The following is an 18,677-nucleotide window of genomic DNA, read 5'->3' on the forward strand; positions in this document are numbered from 1 at the left end:
CTTGGGAGAACGTCGATGGAAATCACCGCGCTCGGCTATATCGGGATCAACTCGTCGCAGCTTGACCAGTGGGGACAGATGGCGACGGGACTGCTCGGCATGCAGCAGGTCGATCGCGGCGGCAAGATGCGCGCCTTCCGCATGGATGATCGCAAGCAGCGCCTGATCGTCGACGGCAGCAGCGATGCCGGCCTTGCGGTGATGGGCTGGGAGGTTCCCTCGACCGTGGAGCTGGACCAGCTGGCCGGCCGGCTGGAACGTCACGGCGTCGAGGTCACGCGCGGTTCGCGCGCGCTAGCTGACGAGCGGCATGTGGCGGAGCTGATCACGTTTGCGGACCCGGCCGGAAACCGACTCGAAGCCTTTTGCAAGCCAGACCTTGCGACCGAACCCTTTAAACCGGGCCGGCCGATCTCGGGCTTTCGCACTGGCGCGCTGGGCATGGGGCATGTCGTGCTCAACGTCGAAGATGTCGAGCCGCTGCTGCCATTCTATCGCGACGTGCTCGGCTTCCACGTCTCCGATTTTGGACTGAAGCCCTATGGCCTCTATTTCTTCCACGTCAACGGCCGCCACCATTCCTTTGCGATGGTCGGCTCGGGACGGAAGGCGCTGCATCATTTCATGGTGGAGCTCGGCAGCCTCGACGATGTCGGGCAGGGCTACGACCTCGCGCAGCTCGAAGACGGCCGTGTCGTCTACACGCTGGGCCGGCACACCAACGATCACATGACCTCGTTCTATGTGAATACACCGTCCGGCTTCTTCATCGAATATGGCTGGGGCGGTCGCATCATCGATCCCCAGACCTGGCAGCCGCACGAGACATTTGACGGCCCGTCTCTGTGGGGCCACGAGCGGCTCTATATGCCGGAAGAGCAGCGCAAGCGCCTGCGCGACATGCGGATGGATGCAGCGGCGCGCGGCGTGCGCGTTGCCGATCCGCGCGTGCCGCCGCTGAATTGCGCGTGGCTCGACCAGGTGATCGCGCGCGAATGATCCGCCGCCACGGGGCACGCGTCACGCCTCGCCGAGATCGAGCTGCGTCAAGATTCCCTGGCGCAGCGCCAGCCGGACCAGCTCGATGTCGGAGCCGACGCCGAGCTTGTCCTTGATCAGCGAATGCAAATTCGCCACCGTCTTCGGGCTGACGTGGAGCGTCGCGGCGATCTGTTCCGTCGTATTTTCGGCGAGCAGCAGCCGCAGCACCTCGAACTCGCGCGGCGTGAGCACGTCGGCGGCCGAGCTCTCGCCGCTGATCCGGCTCAGCGCAAGCTCGTGGTCGATATCGGGACTGATCGCGATCTTGCCGGCGAGCACGTCCATCACCGCGCGCACCAGCGTCTCCGGTGGGCTGGTCTTGGTGACGTAACCCCTCGCGCCGGCGCGGATGGCCTGCACGGCAAAACCGGCATTCTCGTGCATGGTGAAGACGAGGATTTTTGCCGCCTTGTCCCATTGCCTGATGCGCCTGACAGCCTCGACGCCGCCAATGCCGGGCATGCTGAGATCCATGATGACGAGGTCGGGCGCCTCGGATTTGTACAGGCGATAGGCCTCCGCGCCGTCGCCGGCTTCGGCGATGACGCGCAGGCCCGGCTGCTTCTCGAGCACGGAGCGATAGCCTTCGCGGACGACGGAATGGTCGTCGACCAGCAGAATGGTCGCGGTCATGCCGCGTGCTCCAGCGCTTGCGGATTGGCGGCTGCAAGCGGAATGACGACGCGCAGCGCGGAGCCGCCGTTCGGGCCGGCCTCAAAGCTCAAACGGCCGCGCAAGGCCGCGACGCGCTCACGCATGCCGAGCAGGCCCATGCCGGATTTCGCCGCGGGATCGGTCGAGCGTCCGTCATCGTCGATGGCGAGCGTGATCTCGTCGGCATGCATGGTCAGCTCGAGGTTTACCTTCGTGGCGTCGGCATGCTTGGCAGCGTTGGTGAGCGCTTCCTGCACGATGCGGTAGAGGTTGGCGCTGATCGTGGCCGGCAGGGTCTCGAACGTGCCGTCGAAACGGATCGAAAAACGGGTCTCGCCGTGGCTGCGTCCGTTCCAGCCGGCAACGAGGCCTTCGAGGCTGGCGACGAGACCGAGCTCCTCGACGTCAGGCGGACGCAGCCGGAACAGCGCGCCGCGCAGCGTCTCCATCATGCCGGTTGCGGTCCGTGCGATGCCGTCGCACTCGCCAAGCAAGGAGGGGCAGTCCTGCGCGGCAGTCTGGCGGGCGGAGGAGGCGAGCGCGCGGATGGCGGCGAGCGACTGGCCGAACTCGTCGTGCAGCTCGCGGGCGAGGTGGCGGCGCTCTTCATCCTGGAGCGCGATCAGTTTTCGCGTCAGCTCGGCGCGCTCGGCCAGCGCGGTGTCGAGGCTCTCGGCGAGATGGTTGAAGACGTCGCGCAAGGCGGAGAGCTCGGCGAGATCGAACGGCGGCAGCCGCGCGGTGAGGTCGTTCGCAGCGATCCGCTCGAGGCCGGCGCGGATCATGCGCGTCGGGCGCAGTGCGCGGGCCAGTGCGGCATAGACCAGGACGCACAACAGCGGCAGTGCGATCGCGAGTGCGAGCATCAGGCGGCCGGCCTCGTGCCAGGCCTCCGCCGTCTGTACGGCCGGATCGACCGAGACCACGGCCTCGCCGAGCTTGGTTCCGCGCAGGATCACGGGCCGCGCGGCCTCGCGGCCGGGATCGAACAGGCTGTGGTAGAACGCCGTGAAGATCTGCGGCGGCGGGTCCTCCGGGATCGGCGCGCCGCTACAGAAGCGCTGCAGCATCTCACCGCTGACGCCACGGAAGGCCAGGCACAGGCCGGGCGTCATCACATAGGCCGAGACGGGGTCGAGGTTGGGAAAGTCGGAGCGGGGGCTCGCCGCCCACAGGACTTTGCCCTGTTGCAGCTCCAGCGTCTTCGCCACGATGGCCGCGATCCCGTCAATGCGGGCATGGGCCGCGCGGTCGGCCGTGATCAGGAAATAGGCGGAGATCGCGGCGAAACAGGCGGCCGATATCGCGGCCACGCGCAACGTCAGACGGACCTTGAGATCGAATCTCGGGCGGTTCCACATCGGCGGGCACCTGGCGCGAACGGAATTGTCGGCGCCGCATTAAACGGCAGAACGCAGGCGGCGGAAAGCGGCACCCTTACTGCGGTGCAACGTCGTGAAATTTTCCCGGCGCCGGTCGGGATAGCCACGGCGGCGGCGTAGCAAACGTCCGCCTAGCTTGCGGCCTTTCCATCATACGAGGTTCGCGATGCGCCGTACCCTGTCGTTGCTGTCTTTCCTCGTTCTTCTTGCGGCCGGGCTGGATGGCCGGGCCATGGCCGCTGAGACCACAGCCATTGCGCTCGACGATTTCAGCTATACCGATACCTCGGCCGAGCCGACCGACCAGAGCGCCGCCCACGAGCGGCGGCTGCAGGCGTTCATGGCTGCGCTCAGGCGGGACATCGGCGCGGACCGGCGCTACCGGCTGGTGCCGTCCGCCCAGGACGGCGCGGCATTCAAGGTCATCGGCGGCATCCAGAAGACGAGCACGCTGGTGCAATGGGCCAAGGTCGCCGTCATCGACGTCGGCGCCAAAAAGCTCGTGATGGACAAGCTCTACACCTTCCGCGGCGACAATGATGAATCATGGCAGCGCGCCGAGATCTTCGTGTCCCGCGAGATCATGGCCGTGCTCGGCGTACCGGCGCCGGTCACGCTGGCCGTGTTCGACTTCGAACTCGAGGACACGACCGCCGCCTCGACAGGTGCTTCAGCCACTTCGGATGCGTCATATCTCGCCGAGGTCACAGCCAGCGTGCGCGAATCGCTCGGTCAATCCGGCCGCTACCGCATCGTCGATGTCGGCGGCGAGGCAGCGAAGGCGCATGCATTGCGGGACTGCGGCGGTTGCGAGGCGGCGATCGCGCAAAGTCTCGGCGCGGACCAGTCGCTGATCGGCGTGGTGCGGCGGGTCAGCCGTACCGAATACACGCTCGGCTTTCAGGTGCGCGATACCAGGACCGGCGCGGTGCTGGCGCGCGCCGACAGCGGCCTGCGCCTGGGCGCCGACTATTCCTGGAAGCGCGGGGCGGTGCGGCTTGTCAGCGACCGGCTGATCGAGAGCCGCTAGGCGAACGTCAGCTGCACCTTCATCGATTGCGCGCGGTCGCTGGCAAGCTCGAACGCTGCGACCGCGTTCTCGAACGGCATGGTCGCCGTGATCAGCGGCTTCACGTCGATCAGGCCTTCGCCCATCAGCCGCACCGCGAGCTCGAACTCGGGATCGAAGCGGAAGGTGCCGCGGAGCTGCAATTCCTTGGCGACGATGGAATTGATCGGCAGCGTCATCTCGCCGCCGAGGCCGAGCTGCACCAGCGTCGCGCCGGGACGGAGCACGTCGAGTGCGGTGCGCAGCGCAGCCTGATTGCCCGAGGCTTCGAACAGCGTGTCGAACACGCCCTTGCCGGCGCGCCAGGGATCGAGCGCGGTGGCATTGGTCGCAACGTTGATCGCATGCGTGGCGCCGAGCGTTTTGGCGACCGCGAGCGGTGCGTCGACAACATCGGTCACGACGATCTCGGATGCGCCGCCGAAGCGGGACACCAGAATCATCAGCGCGCCGATCGGGCCGCAGCCGGTGATCAGCACGCGCTTGCCGAGGAGGGGACCGGCCTGCTTGCCGGCATGCAGGCACACCGCGAGCGGCTCGGCGACCGCGGCTTCGGCGAGCGACAGCTTGTCCGAGATCGGCACTGCCTGCGTCGCATCGACCGTGATGAACTCGCGAAAGCCGCCTTGAACATGGGGAAAGCGCATCGCGCTGCCGAGGAAGCGCATGTCGAGGCACTGGTTGCGGAGGCCTTCCTGGCAATGCAGGCACTGGCCGCACGGTTGGCTCGGATTGACCGCAACGCGGGTGCCCGGCTTGACGCCGGTGATGCCGTCACCGACGGCCGCAACCACGCCGGCGATCTCATGCCCCAGCGCCATCGGCTGCTGGATGCGAATGACGCCGAAGCCGCCATGATGGTAGTAATGCAGGTCGGAACCGCAGATGCCGCCATTGGCGATCTTGACGCGAACCTCTCCCGGGCCGGGCTCAGTATCCGGATAGTTGTCGATCCGCAGGTCCTTCGGGGCGTGAATGACGACGGCGCGCATGGTCTCGTTCCCTGTTTCGCGATTACATCGCGGCGATCATGCCGCCATCGACATAGATGATCTGGCCGTTGACGTAGGTGGAGGCATCCGAGGCGAGGAAGATCGCCGCGCCGACCAGCTCGTCCGGCTTGCCCCAGCGCTTTGAGGGAATGCGGCCCATCAGCCAGTTGTTGAAATCGGTGTTGTTGACCAGCGCCTCGTTCATGTCGGTGAGCATGTAGCCGGGGCCGATCGCATTGGCCTGGATGCCGTGCTGGGCCCATTCCACCGCCATCGAGCGGGTCAGGTTTTTGATGCCGCCCTTGGCCGCGGTATAGGGCGCAATCGTCGGGCGCGCGAGCTCGCTGCCGAGCGAGCCGATATTGATGATCTTGCCGTGCTTGCGCGGGATCATGCGCTTGGCCGCTTCGCGGCCGATCACGAAGGCGCTGGTGAGGTTGGTCTCGATCACCTTGCGCCACTCGTCGGTGGTGAACTCCACCAGCGGCTTGCGGTGCTGGATGCCGGCATTGTTGACGACGATGTCGACCGCAATGCCCTTTTTGTCGAAATCGTTGAACGCCGCGACGATCGCGGGCTCATCGGTGACGTTGAAGGCGGCGCCTTCGGCCTGATGCCCAGCGGCGCGAAACTCGGCGACAGCCTGCTCGACTCGCTCAGGATCCACGCCGTTGATGATGATCCTGGCGCCGGCCTTGGCCATGCCCTCGGCAATGGCGCGGCCGAGACCACGGGAGGAGCCGGTCACGAGCGCGGTGCGGCCGGAAAGGTCGAAGAGGGCGGTGCTCATCTCAAAAAATCCTCAGACGTTGGAGCGACGCACGGTCAGATCGGAGCGATCGAAGACGGCAGGCAGAAGGTCGACGCCGAGGCCGGGGCCTTCCATCGGATAGACATAGCCGTCCTTGATCGTTGGCATCGTCGTAACGAGCTCATTGTACCAGCCCTTGTAGAAGGCGCGCACCGATTCCTGGATCAGCGTGTTGGGCTGGCTGAACGACATGTGGATGGCGGCGATGAAGCCGATCGGGCCGATGCAGTCATGCGGCGCGAAGGGCCGGTGATAGGTCTCGGCCATCGCCGCGATCTTGCGGCCCTCGGTGAGGCCGCCGGTCCAGCACAGATCTGCCATCACCACATGCATGGCGTCGCGGTCGAGCATGTCCTTGTAGGGGAAGCGCGAGCCCAGCGTTTCGCTGGCGCAGACCCAGACGTCGGTCGAGCGCGCATATTCGGCGAGCGCCTGCGGCGAGTTCATGCGGATCGGGTCTTCGTACCAGGTCGGCTTGTAGGGCTCGAGCGCGCGGGCGATCTGCTTTGCGGTCGGCAAATTCCACAGCGAATGAAGCTCGACCATGATCTCCATCTTGTCGCCGACGGCCTTGCGGATTTTTTCGAACGGCTCGATCGCGTGCTTCATTTGCGCGGCGGTGATGTAGAGGCCCTTGTTCTCCTGCGCCGCAGGATCGAACGGCCAGATCTTCATCGCGGAGATGCCGTTTTCGAGCAGATTTTCGGCGAGCGCGTCGGCGTGATGCATGAAGCCGTCGAGATCCTCGTAAGGCCCCTTGGCGGCACCGAGATTCCAATTGGCGACCGGGCTGATATTGGTCGAGCGGACATATTGCGTGCCGGCGCAGGTGTTGTAGATGCGCTGCTTGTCGCGGCAGAGGCCGCCGAGCATCTGGTGCACCGGCTGATTGCAGACCTTGCCGAACAGGTCCCAAAGCGCGATGTCGATCGCCGACGCTGCGCGATATTCCACGCCGGTCGAGGACTGCGCCATCGGCAGGTTCAGCATGTCGCGATGGATCGCCTCGATGTGCAGGGGATTACGGCCGAGCAGGCGGCCGGCAAAGGTGTCGTGGATCTGCGCTTCGACTGCGCCAGCACCATAGAAGGTTTCGCCGAGACCGATCATGCCCGTGTCGGTGTGAACGCGCACCCAGATGACGTTGGAGAATTCCTCGGTGCGCAACGTCTCGATCGACGTGATCTTCACGGCGATTGTCCTCCCATCACAGGCGCATCGCGCCGGTCGTGTTTTCATTTTGCGCTGCAGCATGCGGCGCGTCTGCGAAAGTCTTACGCTTGCTTGTAATATATCACAACATGTTTTAAGGGTGCCACAAATGAGGCGTCGCCCTGCAGCGAGTGCGCGGGCGGACGGGAGGGCAGAGATGGCACGGCGCAAGCGCGCGCTCGCGGTGGTGAGAAACGAGGACGACGGCGAAGGCAAGCCCTCGCGGCGCAACCGTCTCAATTTCTTCGAGCTGGCCTACCAGAAGATCGAGGAGCTGCTCGTTCATTGCGAGCTCAAGCCCGGTCAGTTCATGACCATGCTGGAATTGCAGCAGATCACCGGCTTCGGGCGCACGCCGGTGCACCACGCGGTCAATCGTCTCTCCGCCGATACGCTCATCATCATCCGCCCGCGCCACGGCCTGCACATCGCGCCGATCGATCTCGCGCGCGAGCGCATGCTGCTCGCCTTGCGCCGTGATATGGAGCGCTTCGTCGTTCGTCTTGCGGCCGATCGTGCCAGTCTCTCGCACCGCAATCAGGCGCTGCACATCGAGCGTTTGCTGCGCGAGCGCCGCGCCACCCTGACCCTCGACGAGTTCAACAGCATCGACCGTCGCATCGATGCGCTGGTGCTGGAAGCCGCAGGCGAGCCGTTCCTGGTGCATACGCTGCGGCCGCTGCACACGCTGTATCGCCGCATCGGCTACATCCATCACCGTTTCATGCCGGGACAGACCGATCTGTCCGGCACGATCGATCGTCATCTCGCCATTCTCGCGGCCGTCGCAGGCCGTCGCGTCGAGGATGCGGTGAAGGCGAGCGATGCGCTGATCGACTACATGGACGAGATGTTCACGGGCATGGAGGCGGGGATCGATCCGCGCCTGCTCGACTGCAGCATCGAGCCCTTACTCGGCGCGTAAAGAGTTTTGAAGAGAGGACCAGAGATGTCAACGATGGCTGTGCCACAACCGACCGCAAGCGAAGCCGCGGTCCGCTACCTCATTACCAATTACAGTCCCAAGGGCAACAAGGTCGGCTGGCTGATGATGGCCTCGATCCTGGTCGAGGCCTGGGATCTCTATTCGATCGCCTTCGTGCTGATCTTCATCAAGGAGCAGTACAATCCCGATCCGTTGATGCTCGGCCTTGCCGCGGCCGGCACGCAGGGCGGCGCGCTGATTGGTGCGTTGCTCGGCGGCTGGCTGTCCGACAAGATTGGACGCCGCGTGATGTTCCTGGTGACGATGGTGATGTTCATCGTGCTGGCGCTGGCGCAGGCTTTCGTGCCTAACGTCACCTGGCTCGTCGTGATCCGCTTCCTGCTCGGCATCCCGCTCGGTTCAGATATCTCGACCGGCTACACCTACATCATGGAATCCATGGCCAAGGGTGAGCGCGAGGTCATGGGCAACCGCTGGCAGTTCATGTTCGCGGTCGGTGAAGTCCTGACCATCGGCGTCATCGTCATCTTCCTGCTGCTCGACATCCAGCATGAGATGCTTTGGCGCGTGACGCTCGGCCTCGGCGCGGTGCCGGCACTGATCATCCTGATCATGCGCCACGACGTGCCGGAGACCGCAGTCTGGCTGGTGCAGAAGGGACGCTACCGCGAGGCCAAGCAGGTCGCGCGCGAGATGTTCAACGACGATCTCGCCATGCTGCCGGACCGGGACGTGGTGGTGCCGAAGGTCTCGACCCGCGCCTTCCTGGCCGATCTGAAGAAGGATCCGATCCGCTGGCGCGCCACGATCTACGGCTGGATCGCCTGCTTTGCGCAAGGCAGCGAGTTCTCGACCTTCGCGTTCTATCTGCCGGTGCTGTTCGTGATGGTCGGCGTGTCGAGCGTGCTCGGCAACAATCTGGTGACGATGGCGCTGTTCTGCTTCGCCGCCTTGTCGGGCTGGGTCGGGCCGCTGCTGACGCCGAAGATCGGCCATCGCGGCATCGCCATTGCCGGTTTCGGCATCGTGCTGGCTTCGCTGCTGGTCGCGGCCTTCGCGCTCTACACCGACAACAAGATGCTGCTGCCGTTCGCGGCCGCCGCTATGCTGTGGGGCCATTACTGGGACGCCTCGAACTGCATGACCATCCCGACCATGGTCGCCAAGCCGAAGTACCGCGGCACGGCGAGCGGTTTTGCCTACATGTTCGTGAAGCTGCCGTCGTTCCTGGCGATCTTCCTGTTCCCGTCACTGTTCGCCGCGATCGGCCAGGCCGGCGCCACGCTGTTCGTCGCGATCTTCCCGCTGATCGGATTGCTCGCCGCAATCTTCATCCTGCCAGAAGTCTACGGCTACGAGAACGACTGATCTTGCTCCTCACTTGATCGCGGCAGCCAATGCCGCGATCAGGGCGGGCGGCGTCACCAACACGCCGAGCTTGAGGAACGGCCACGCGCCGACCTCGATCTTCTCCCGCCGCAACGCGACCAGCCAGAGGATGGTCGCAAGCGATCCGGTCACCGACAGATTGGGCCCGAGATCGACGCCGATCAGGATGGCGCTGACGACCGTTGCCGGCAGGTGATCACTGGCGGCGACGGAGCCTGCAACAAGACCGACCGGCAGATTGTTGGCGATGTTGGTCGCGGCTCCAGTCGCGATGCCGACGCTCCAGGCGGCTTGCGGAACGGATTGCGCGACCGCTTCATGCAAGAGTGCGCTGAGCTGCCCGATCACACCGGTCTTCACCAGCGCTTCCACCATCACGAACAACCCGCCGACCAGCGGCAGCACGCTCCAGGACACGCCGTGCAGCACGGGCAGCGGCGATTGGCGGTTGATCAGCAGCACGATGGCGGCCGTCACCCCGCCGCAGATGAAGGTCGGCAGGCCCAGCTGCTTGTCGAGCGCCGATGCCGTGACCAGCACGACGCCAATGGCGATGATGCCCACAGCCGTGAGCTTGCCGCCGCGGCCGAGCTTTGGATGCGGCACGCGGCGCGCGATGGTCTCTTCGTTGAGCGCGCGGTGCTGGGTCAGGCGCAGCACGATGTAGGTCAGCAGGATCGAGGCTGCCGAGGGCAGGGCGAACAGGCGCAGCCATTCGGTGAGCTGCGGCATGCGCGCGCCGAACACGACGAGATTGGCGGGGTTTGAGATCGGCAGCACGAAGCTCGCGGCGTTCGCGATGAAGGTGCAGACGAACAGATAAGGCAGCGGTTTTGCGCCGGCCGCGCGCGTCGCGGCGCAAACGGCCGGTGTCAGCACGATCGCGGTGGCATCGTTCGACAGCAAGACGGTGACGACCGTGCCGACGAGGTAGATCAGCAGGAACAGCCGCTGCGGCGAGCCGGCGGCATATTCCACCGCAAGGGCTGCGAGATAGTCGAACAGGCCTTCCAGCCGCGCCAGCTCGGCGATCAGCATCATGCCGATCAGGAAGAGGTAGACGTCGATGCCCTTCTCGATGCCGGTGAGTGCATCCTGCCACGGCAGGAAACCGAGCAGCACCAGCGCCGTGGCGCAGAGCACGGCCCAGATTGCCTCGGGCAGGCGAAAAGGGCGGATGATGACGCCTGCGGTCGCGGCGACGATGATGCTCCAGGCCCAGATGTTGTGAGACGGCACGTTCAACCCTTTTGCAGTGGATTCATTCGGCAGCGATAGCGGAAGCTGATGCTGGTGTCTTCTCCCGCGGGCGCGGGCTGCGATCGGCGATTTGCCGCGTCTCGGGGAGAGCGAGGAGGCAGATGACGGCGCCGATCGCCGCGACCGCGCCGAGGGTGATGAAGGCTGCGCTGTAACCGGCACCCACCACAACGTAGCCGGCCAGCGTCGTCGACAGGGCCGCGCCGATGCTCTGGGCGGTGATCACAGCGCCTTGCGCGATGTTGAAGCGACCGGTGTTGCGCATGAGGTCGGCGACGATGACGGGGAAGATCGCGCCAAAAATGCCGGCGCCGACGCCGTCGAGAAGCTGCACGCCGACCAGCCAGAACGGATTGTCCGACAACGTGTAGAGCGCGCCCCGGATCGGCAGGATCAGGAGCGCGGCGAGGAAAAAGCGCTTGTGGCCCCACTGGTCGACACTTGCCCCGACCAGCATCGCGAACGGCACCATCACCAATTGCGCGGCGACGATGCAGGCCGACGTCAGGCTGGTGCCCATGTTTTTGTCCTGGAGCGCGAGCCTCTGCCCGACCAGCGGCAACATCGCCGCGTTGGAGAGATGAAAGAGCACCACGCAAATCGCGAAGATGAGCAGGGGGCGACAGGTCAGCAGAATGCCGACGCCGGATGGCTGATCGCTGCCGGTCTCCGCATCGTGCAGCCCGCGGGCAAGGTCGTGGTCGATGGCACGTTCGGGAATCGCCAGGATGCTGACGAGGCTCGCGATCGCCATGGTGCCGAGGAGATAGAATACGACGGTCGGGCCGAACCAGTAAGCGGACACGCCCGCAAGCCCGGCCGCGACCGCATTGCCGGCGTGGTTGAAAGTCTCGTTGCGTCCGATCCGCCGGGTGAAGGCGGCATGGCCGAAGATGCCGAGCGAGACGGCGGCGATTGCCGGAGGGAAGACGACAGCGGCGGCCTGCGCGATGCCTTGCCAGATTGCGACCCGCCCGAAGCTGGGAAACAGTGGTAGCGACAACGAGGCTGATGTCACCATAATGGCGGCAACCACCATCACCGTCCGCTTCGCCCGTGTCGCATCGACCAGGGCTCCAGCCGGAGTCTGCGCCACGATGCCGGCGATGGTCGCGATCGACATCACGAGGCCAATGCGCGCCTCGTCCCAGTGCTGCTCGGTGAGGAGATAGACGGCGAGATAGGGGCCGAGCCCGTCGCGGACATCGGCAAGGAAGAAGTTCGCGGCATCCAGCGCACGGCCGGCCTGCCTTGCCTGATCGGGGTTTTTGCTCGACATCGGTGTCTCGATCAGGCGCAACTGACCCAGCAGAAACTGATGTCGGGGCAATTTTGTTCCTCGTCAGAACTTTACCGCCAAGAGCACCGCACCGGCGCCGATCATGGCGATCCCGATCCAGCCCTGTGCGGTCGGCCGCTCGCCGAGAAAAGCGAAAGCGAAGAGAGCGACGAGCACGACGCTGAGCTTGTCGATCGGCGCCACCAGCGTCGCGGGGCCGAGCTTCAGCGCCCGGAAATAGCAAAGCCATGACGCGCCGGTCGCAAGCCCCGACAGCACCAGGAACAGCCACGTCTTCGGCGACACCGCCGCGGGCACGACGAATTGGCCAGTGAAGAACAACAGCATCGAGAAGGCGATCAGCACCACGACGGTGCGGATGAAGGTGGCGAGGTCCGGATTGATGTTCTCGACGCCGACCTTGGCGAAGATCGCGGTCAGTGCGGCGAAGCAGGCGGAGAGCAGCGCCCAGGTCTGCCAGGCGGAGAAGAGGGCGGGTTTCATGGGGGAAGTATCCGTTGGTTTGCGACGATTTTAGCGCCGTCATTGCGAGCGCAGCGAAGCAATCCAGAGTCCTTCCGCGGATGCAGTCTGGGTTGCTTCGCTGCGCTCGCAATGACGGAATTTGTGGCAGCTTCTCGTGAACGTCGCACTCACCTTGCCACCGACAGCTTCTCCGTGATCGCCTTGCGCAAAATGCGCGAGAGCGATTCCACCGAGTACGGTTTCTGGATCAGCTCGAAGCCGCGATGGGCGTTTTCGGCGAGCACGTTGCTGTAGCCGCTGGTGAGCACGACGGGCAGGCCCGGGTAGCGCTCGCGGATGATGCCGGCGAGCTCGACGCCGTTCATGCCGGGCATGATGACGTCGGAGAACACCAGATCGACGGCGAACTCGTTCTCGCCGAGGATCGCCAGCGCAGCATTGGCGTTGGCAACGCGGCGGACGACATAGCCGAGATCTTCCAGAAGTTCGGTCGAGAACTGGCCGACATCGTCATTGTCCTCGACCACGAGCACGCGGTAACCGCGCCCGGTGGTGGAGCTTTCGCTGGTGAGCGACGCGGCTTCCTTCTCGGCGGCCGGGCTCTGCGCCTGCGGCAGGTAGATCGTGAAGGTCGCACCCTGTCCGTGCGTGCTCGTCACCGCAATATCGCCCTCGGACTGCTTTGCGAAGCCGAACGCCTGGCTGAGGCCGAGGCCGGTGCCTTTGCCGACCTCCTTGGTGGTGAAGAACGGCTCGAAGATGGCGTCGATGTTTTGCGGCGCGATGCCGCAACCGGTATCCGCCACCGAGATTGCGACATAATCGCCGCCGCGCGCCGACTGCGTACGCAGGTTCGGGATGCCCTCGACCTTGCGCACGGCGATGGTGAGGCGACCTTCGCTGTCCATGGCGTCGCGGGCATTGATGGCGAGGTTGATCAGTGCGGTCTCGAACTGGGCGATGTCGGCGACGGTGAAGCAGTCGGCCTCGTCGATCTCGACCACGATCTCGATGCGGCCGCCGACCAGAGGGCGGACCAGCTGAGCCACGCCCTCGACCTGGCTGCCGACGTTGAAGATCTGCGGCTTCAGCGGCTGCCGGCGTGCGAACGCCAAAAGCTGCGCGGTCAGTTTTGAGGCGCGCTCGACCGTGTCGGAGATGGCATCGACGTAGCGGCGGCGGCGCTCCTCCGGCAATTCGCGCCGGCGCAGGAAGTCGGTCGCCGAGCGGATGATGGTGAGGAGGTTGTTGAAATCGTGCGCGACGCCGCCGGTGAGCTGGCCGATCGCCTCCATCTTCTGCGATTGCCGCAGCGCCTCCTCGCCGCGGCGTCGCTCGGTGATATCGACGGCTTCAGGCACCGCGCCGGTGATGTTGCCGTGGCGGTCGAGCACGGGACGCATGCCGAAGTCGAAATCGCGCTCGCCGATCGGAAGGCGCAGCCGCATCTCCATCCGCACCGCTTGGCCCTTGAGAACGGTGTCGAAGGCTTCGCGCACAGTTGCGCTCATGCCATGGGTCGCTGTGAACCAGGGCGTGTCCCAGAACGGCTTTCCGATGACGTCGTTCGCCACGGCGCGTATGCCGTCGAGCGCGGTCTTGTTAGCGTAAAGCAGCTCGCCGTTGAGGTTGACCAGGCCCTGATACTGGTTGCTGGTCCCTAGGATCGCGCGCAGTCGCGCTTCGTTGGATTCGAGCTCGGCGGTGCGCTGGACGATGCGCTCTTCCAGCGTCTCGTTGAGCTGCCGAAGCTCGATTTCGGCCTGCTTGGCCGCGGTGATGTCGTGGGCGACACCGATGAAGCCGATGTGCTTGCCGGTCGGGTCCCAGCGCGGCTGCGATTCCGAGCGCAGCCAGCGCCATTCGCCGGAGGCATCCTTGTAGCGCGCCTCCAGCACGAAGGGCTTGAGCGAGGCTTCACCCTGGACCGATTGTTGCAGCACATGCGGCAGGTCGTCCGGATGCAGCACCTTGCGCCAGTCGAAGGCGATGGCCTGGTCGTAGGGCAGGCCGACGAAATCGACATAGGCCTGGTTGGCGAAGGAGCGTGTGCGGTCGAGCTTCGTCACCCAGATCGGCACCGGCGCGCTGTCGGCGATCAGCCGAAACCGCTCCTCGCTCTCGCGCAAGGTCTCGCGCACCAGCATCTGGTCGGTGACGTCGATGTGGGCGCCGACGAGGCGGATGGCGCGGCCCTCGCTATCGCGCTCGATCTTGGCGACGACGCGGATCCAGCGGGTTTCGCGGTCGCTGGGGCGGATGATGCGGTATTCGGCGGTGTAGTCCTCGCTGGTCCCGGCCAGCGCCTCGAAGAAGTGTTGTACCGCAGCGTCGCGGTCGTCGGGATGGATGCGGCTGACCCAGTCTTCGTGGCTCTCGTCGACGGCCTCGGGCGGCAGCCCGTGGATCATCAGATATTCCGGCGAGCGGCGGTTCTTGAAGCCTTCGCGGAAGTCGACCTCGAGCCCGCCGACCTTGCCAATGCGCTGGATGCGCGCCAACTCCGCCTCGCGCTCCTGGAGCGCGCGATAGGCTTCATCGCGCTCTCGCGCGATGTCTTGGAGGTACTGGCGCAGCCTTTCGGCGGCAATGGTCTCGGGCAAAGGATCGTTCAAGGCGTCGGCCGTTGTGATGCGGGAGCGCACGTGCCGACCCGATATTCACACAGACAAAGCGTGAGAGCCATTGCTCAAAAGGGACTAAGCAGGGAAATGGCGCGTCGGAAGGCATGTGGCGGGTATGAGCGAACGCGGGGTCTGGCTATTTGTTCCGAATATTGGAACGATGAACCGTCGGCGCGCGTATGTGCGAGGCGTCGCAACTGATATTCGTAAGACTCCCTTTTCCAAGAGGCTAAATCTTGAAGCTCTTTGTCTGCCAGGCCTGCGGCAATGTTCTCTATTTCGAGAACCGCGCCTGCGAACGTTGCGGCCACAAGGTCGCCTTCCTGCCGGAGAAGGAGACGATGTCGGCGATCGAGCCCGACGGGGAGGGCTGGGCCACGCTCGCCGACAAGAGCAGGGGGCGGATGCTGTGCCGCAATGCCGAGTATGACGCCTGCAACTGGCTGACCGATGCCAGCGATACCACCGGCTATTGCCGCGCCTGCCGTCACAACGGCATTGTGCCTGATCTGTCCGACCCCGCGCAGCTCGCCGGTTGGCGCGAGCTGGAGGTGGCGAAGCACAGGCTGTTCTACTCTCTGATCCGCTGGAAGTTGCCGCTCCAGACCCGGCAGGACAATCCCGAGCACGGCCTGATCTTCAATTTCCTCGCCGACGATCCCAACAGCGGACAGAAGGTCATGACCGGCCACGACAACGGCCTGATCACGATCGCGCTCACCGAGACCGATACCATCGAGCGCGAGCGGCGCAGGCTGGAGATGGGCGAGCCGTACCGGACGCTGCTGGGCCATTTCCGCCACGAGGTCGGGCATTATTTCTGGGATGTGCTGGTGCACGACGGCGGCAAGCTGGAAGAATGCCGCGCGGTGTTCGGCGACGATTCCGTCGATTATGGTGAGGCCCTGCAACGCCACTATGCCGAAGGCGCGCCGCCGGATTGGCAGCAGAGCTATGTGTCGTCTTATGCGACGACGCATCCCTGGGAAGACTTTGCCGAGACCTGGGCGCACTACCTCCACATCGTCGATACGCTGGAGATGGCTGGCGAGTTCGGCATGGAGGTGCGCCCCAAGGTCGACCGCGACGGGGAGTTGTCGACGCGGATCCGGTTCAACCCCTACGAGGCACGGGACGTTCAGGCAATCGTCGACGCATGGCTGCCCTTCACCTTCGCCATGAACAGCGTCAACCGCGCCATGGGCTTGCGCGACCTCTATCCCTTCATCCTGTCTTCGGCCGTGGTCGCCAAACTGGGCTTCATCCACAACCTGGTCCGGGACGTGGCCAAGGCGGGAAAGCCATAGGCCGTGCCAGGGACTCACCAGGCCCGCTCCGGTCTTGCGCTGGTACGCCGGAGTGGCCGGATTTTGGCCGTTGCCTCCGGCCCATTTTGCTGTACCACGACAGGATACGGCCCCGTCCGATCGGCCCGCCAATGGCCCGGGAGGGGTCCCGCCCAAGGGACGAAACTCAAGACAAACAATGTTCAAACGCATCCTGATCGCCAATCGCGGCGAAATCGCCTGCCGGGTCATCAAGACCGCGCGCCGGATGGGAGTTCAGACGGTTGCCGTCTATTCCGAGGCCGACCGCGACGCCCTCCATGTCGAGATGGCCGACGAGGCCGTGCTGATCGGTCCGCCGGCGGCGGCCGAGAGCTATCTGGTGATCGAGAAGATCGTCGAGGCCTGCCGCAAGGCCGGCGCCGAGGCCGTGCATCCCGGCTACGGCTTCCTGTCCGAGCGCGAGGCCTTTCCGCGCGCGCTGGAAGCCGCCGGCATCGTCTTCATCGGCCCGAACCCAGGCGCGATCGCCGCGATGGGCGACAAGATCGAATCCAAGAAGGCGGCTGCGAAAGCCAAGGTCTCGACCGTGCCGGGCTATCTCGGCGTCATCGAGGACGACAAGCACGCGGTGCGGATATCCGACGAGATCGGCTATCCCGTGATGATCAAGGCCTCCGCCGGCGGCGGCGGCAAGGGCATGCGCATCGCACATTCGAAGACCGAGGTCGCGGAAGGGTTCAAACTCGCCAAGGCCGAGGCCAAGGCGTCGTTCGGCGACGACCGCGTCTTCGTCGAAAAGTTCATCGTCGATCCCCGTCACATCGAGATCCAGGTGCTGGGCGACAAGCACGGCAACGTCATCCATCTCGGCGAGCGCGAATGCTCGATCCAGCGCCGCAACCAGAAGGTCATCGAGGAGGCGCCGTCGCCGCTGCTCGACGAAGCCACCCGCCGCAAGATGGGTGAGCAGGCGGTCGCGCTGGCCAAGGCCGTGAACTACGATTCCGCCGGCACGGTCGAGTTCGTCGCTGGCCAGGACAAGAGCTTCTACTTCCTCGAGATGAACACGCGCCTCCAGGTCGAGCATCCCGTCACCGAGCTCGTCACCGGCGTCGATCTGGTCGAGCAGATGATCCGCGTTGCCGCGGGCGAGAAGCTCGCCATCGCGCAGAAGGACGTCACGTTGACCGGCTGGGCCGTGGAATCGCGCCTCTACGCCGAAGACCCGTTCCGCAACTTCCTGCCCTCGATCGGGCGTCTGGTGAAGTATCGCCCGCCGGCCGAAGTCAGCCAGGACGGCATCACGGTGCGCAACGACACCGGCGTGCAGGAGGGCGGCGAGATCTCGATCCACTATGATCCGATGATCGCAAAACTCGTCACGCATGCGCCGTCGCGCGCGGCTGCGATCGAGGCGCAGGCGACCGCGCTGGATTCATTTTATGTCGACGGCATCCGCCACAACATCCCGTTCCTGTCGGCGCTGATGCATCATCCGCGCTGGCGCGAGGGCAATCTGTCCACCGGCTTCATCGCCGAGGAATTCCCCAAGGGCTTTGCAGTGCGCGTGCCCGACGGTGAGGTCGCGCGACGGATCGCCGCGGTCGGCGCCGCCATCGATCACGTGCTCGGTGAGCGCAAGCGGCAGATCTCCGGCCAGATGGGCGGACGCATCGTGCAGCGCGAGCGCCGCCGCGCGGTCTGGCTCGACCACCAGGAGATTTTGCTCGAGGTCGCTCGCGAAGGTGAGGCGATCGCGGTGCGGTTCGTCGACGCCGAGAGCAAGGCTGGCAATGCGCATTTGCTGCAGTCGCCGTGGAAGCCGGGTGATCCGGTCTGGCAGGGCACCATCGACGGCCATTTCGTCGCGGTGCAGGCGCGCCCGATCGCCAACGGCATCCGCCTCGCGCATCAGGGCGTCGAGGTGCCGGTCTATGTCTGGACCGAAGCGGAAGCCGCCTCGGCGAAGCTGATGCCGGTGACGACGGCCTCCGACACCGGCAAGAAGCTGCTGTGTCCGATGCCCGGACTCATCGTCTCGATCGCTGTGACCGAAGGCCAGGAAGTCAAGGCCGGCGAGACACTGGCCGTGGTCGAGGCCATGAAGATGCAGAATGTGCTCCGTGCCGAGCAGGACGGCACCGTGAAGAAGATCCACGCCAGCGCCGGCGCGACGCTCGCGGTGGACGCGCTGATTTTGGAGTTTGCGTAAAGCGTGTGAGTGGGGCTCTTCGCTGGGCCCC

15 protein-coding genes are annotated in these 18,677 nt (G+C 65.1%); 6 read left to right on the forward strand and 9 right to left on the reverse strand.

Annotated elements, in window-relative coordinates; all coding sequences use genetic code 11:
- Nucleotides 1-15: 15 nt before the first annotated feature.
- Nucleotides 16-999, forward strand: a complete 984-nt coding sequence (locus JJC00_RS17125) for a VOC family protein (RefSeq protein ID WP_200473665.1) — start codon at nt 16-18, stop codon at nt 997-999.
- A 21-nt stretch (nt 1,000-1,020) separates the two neighbouring features.
- On the opposite strand, the gene JJC00_RS17130 is transcribed toward JJC00_RS17125, so the two are convergent.
- Both JJC00_RS17130 and JJC00_RS17135 read right to left on the reverse strand, forming a co-directional pair.
- Complete coding sequence (locus JJC00_RS17130) at nt 1,021-1,674, reverse strand: response regulator (RefSeq protein WP_200473666.1); 654 nt, start codon at nt 1,672-1,674, stop codon at nt 1,021-1,023.
- Nucleotides 1,671-3,056, reverse strand: a complete 1,386-nt coding sequence (locus JJC00_RS17135; protein WP_200473667.1) for a sensor histidine kinase — start codon at nt 3,054-3,056, stop codon at nt 1,671-1,673. The genes JJC00_RS17130 and JJC00_RS17135 overlap by 4 nt, the downstream gene beginning before the upstream one ends.
- 187 nt (nt 3,057-3,243) lie before the next feature.
- On the opposite strand from JJC00_RS17135, the gene JJC00_RS17140 reads away from it, so the two are divergent.
- A complete protein-coding gene (locus tag JJC00_RS17140; protein WP_200473668.1) occupies nt 3,244-4,107 on the forward strand; it encodes a DUF3280 domain-containing protein in 864 nt (287 codons plus the stop codon).
- Here JJC00_RS17140 and JJC00_RS17145 read toward each other — a convergent pair.
- Genes JJC00_RS17145 through JJC00_RS17155 form a run of 3 tightly spaced genes read right to left on the reverse strand, consistent with a single transcriptional unit; the run spans nt 4,104 to nt 7,140 of the window.
- The gene (locus JJC00_RS17145; protein ID WP_200473669.1) at nt 4,104-5,138 is read right to left on the reverse strand and encodes an L-idonate 5-dehydrogenase; all 1,035 of its coding nucleotides are present in this window, start codon (nt 5,136-5,138) and stop codon (nt 4,104-4,106) included. The genes JJC00_RS17140 and JJC00_RS17145 overlap by 4 nt on opposite strands.
- 22 nt (nt 5,139-5,160) lie before the next feature.
- A complete protein-coding gene (locus JJC00_RS17150; protein WP_200473670.1) occupies nt 5,161-5,928 on the reverse strand; it encodes an SDR family oxidoreductase in 768 nt (255 codons plus the stop codon).
- A gap of 12 nt (nt 5,929-5,940) precedes the next feature.
- Nucleotides 5,941-7,140 carry a mandelate racemase/muconate lactonizing enzyme family protein gene (locus tag JJC00_RS17155; RefSeq protein WP_200473671.1) on the reverse strand — a complete coding sequence of 400 codons (1,200 nt, stop codon included), beginning with the start codon at nt 7,138-7,140 and terminating at the stop codon, nt 5,941-5,943.
- Nucleotides 7,141-7,318: 178 nt separating this feature from the next.
- On the opposite strand from JJC00_RS17155, the gene JJC00_RS17160 reads away from it, so the two are divergent.
- Nucleotides 7,319-8,086: a GntR family transcriptional regulator gene (locus JJC00_RS17160; protein WP_200473672.1), complete on the forward strand. Its 768-nt coding sequence runs from the start codon at nt 7,319-7,321 to the stop codon at nt 8,084-8,086.
- 24 nt (nt 8,087-8,110) lie between these two features.
- On the forward strand, nt 8,111-9,475 hold the full coding sequence (locus tag JJC00_RS17165; RefSeq protein WP_200473673.1) for an MFS transporter: 1,365 nt from the start codon (nt 8,111-8,113) through the stop codon (nt 9,473-9,475).
- Between the two features lie 9 nt (nt 9,476-9,484).
- Here JJC00_RS17165 and JJC00_RS17170 read toward each other — a convergent pair whose 3' ends face one another.
- The 4 genes from JJC00_RS17170 to JJC00_RS17185 form a co-directional block, all read right to left on the reverse strand.
- Entirely contained in the window at nt 9,485-10,735 is a 1,251-nt protein-coding gene (locus JJC00_RS17170) for an arsenic transporter (protein WP_200473674.1), read from the reverse strand.
- 22 nt (nt 10,736-10,757) lie between these two features.
- Entirely contained in the window at nt 10,758-12,035 is a 1,278-nt protein-coding gene (locus JJC00_RS17175; RefSeq protein ID WP_200473675.1) for an MFS transporter, read from the reverse strand.
- Between the two features lie 63 nt (nt 12,036-12,098).
- Nucleotides 12,099-12,539 carry an EamA family transporter gene (locus JJC00_RS17180; RefSeq protein ID WP_200473676.1) on the reverse strand — a complete coding sequence of 147 codons (441 nt, stop codon included), beginning with the start codon at nt 12,537-12,539 and terminating at the stop codon, nt 12,099-12,101.
- 149 nt (nt 12,540-12,688) lie between these two features.
- Nucleotides 12,689-15,166: a PAS domain-containing hybrid sensor histidine kinase/response regulator gene (locus JJC00_RS17185; protein WP_200473677.1), complete on the reverse strand. Its 2,478-nt coding sequence runs from the start codon at nt 15,164-15,166 to the stop codon at nt 12,689-12,691.
- A gap of 215 nt (nt 15,167-15,381) precedes the next feature.
- Between JJC00_RS17185 and JJC00_RS17190 the strand changes: the two genes are divergently transcribed.
- Nucleotides 15,382-16,452, forward strand: coding sequence for a zinc-binding metallopeptidase family protein (locus JJC00_RS17190; protein ID WP_200473678.1), 1,071 nt, complete (start codon nt 15,382-15,384; stop codon nt 16,450-16,452).
- Between the two features lie 178 nt (nt 16,453-16,630).
- The gene (locus tag JJC00_RS17195) at nt 16,631-18,646 is read left to right on the forward strand and encodes an acetyl-CoA carboxylase biotin carboxylase subunit (RefSeq protein WP_200473679.1); all 2,016 of its coding nucleotides are present in this window, start codon (nt 16,631-16,633) and stop codon (nt 18,644-18,646) included.
- The last annotated feature ends 31 nt before the right edge of the window (nt 18,647-18,677 follow it).

The organism is Bradyrhizobium diazoefficiens, assembly GCF_016616885.1.
GTDB classification, from domain to species: domain Bacteria; phylum Pseudomonadota; class Alphaproteobacteria; order Rhizobiales; family Xanthobacteraceae; genus Bradyrhizobium; species Bradyrhizobium diazoefficiens_F.

Coding starts and splice junctions, on each gene's coding strand:
- JJC00_RS17135 (WP_200473667.1), bottom strand. CDS start 3,056: ATGTGGAACCGCCCGAGATTCGATCTCAAGGTCCGTCTGACGTTGCGC.
- JJC00_RS17175 (WP_200473675.1), bottom strand. CDS start 12,035: ATGTCGAGCAAAAACCCCGATCAGGCAAGGCAGGCCGGCCGTGCGCTG.
- JJC00_RS17150 (WP_200473670.1), bottom strand. CDS start 5,928: ATGAGCACCGCCCTCTTCGACCTTTCCGGCCGCACCGCGCTCGTGACC.
- JJC00_RS17165 (WP_200473673.1), top strand. CDS start 8,111: ATGTCAACGATGGCTGTGCCACAACCGACCGCAAGCGAAGCCGCGGTC.
- JJC00_RS17195 (WP_200473679.1), top strand. CDS start 16,631: ATGTTCAAACGCATCCTGATCGCCAATCGCGGCGAAATCGCCTGCCGG.
- JJC00_RS17125 (WP_200473665.1), top strand. CDS start 16: ATGGAAATCACCGCGCTCGGCTATATCGGGATCAACTCGTCGCAGCTT.
- JJC00_RS17130 (WP_200473666.1), bottom strand. CDS start 1,674: ATGACCGCGACCATTCTGCTGGTCGACGACCATTCCGTCGTCCGCGAA.
- JJC00_RS17160 (WP_200473672.1), top strand. CDS start 7,319: ATGGCACGGCGCAAGCGCGCGCTCGCGGTGGTGAGAAACGAGGACGAC.
- JJC00_RS17145 (WP_200473669.1), bottom strand. CDS start 5,138: ATGCGCGCCGTCGTCATTCACGCCCCGAAGGACCTGCGGATCGACAAC.
- JJC00_RS17140 (WP_200473668.1), top strand. CDS start 3,244: ATGCGCCGTACCCTGTCGTTGCTGTCTTTCCTCGTTCTTCTTGCGGCC.
- JJC00_RS17180 (WP_200473676.1), bottom strand. CDS start 12,539: ATGAAACCCGCCCTCTTCTCCGCCTGGCAGACCTGGGCGCTGCTCTCC.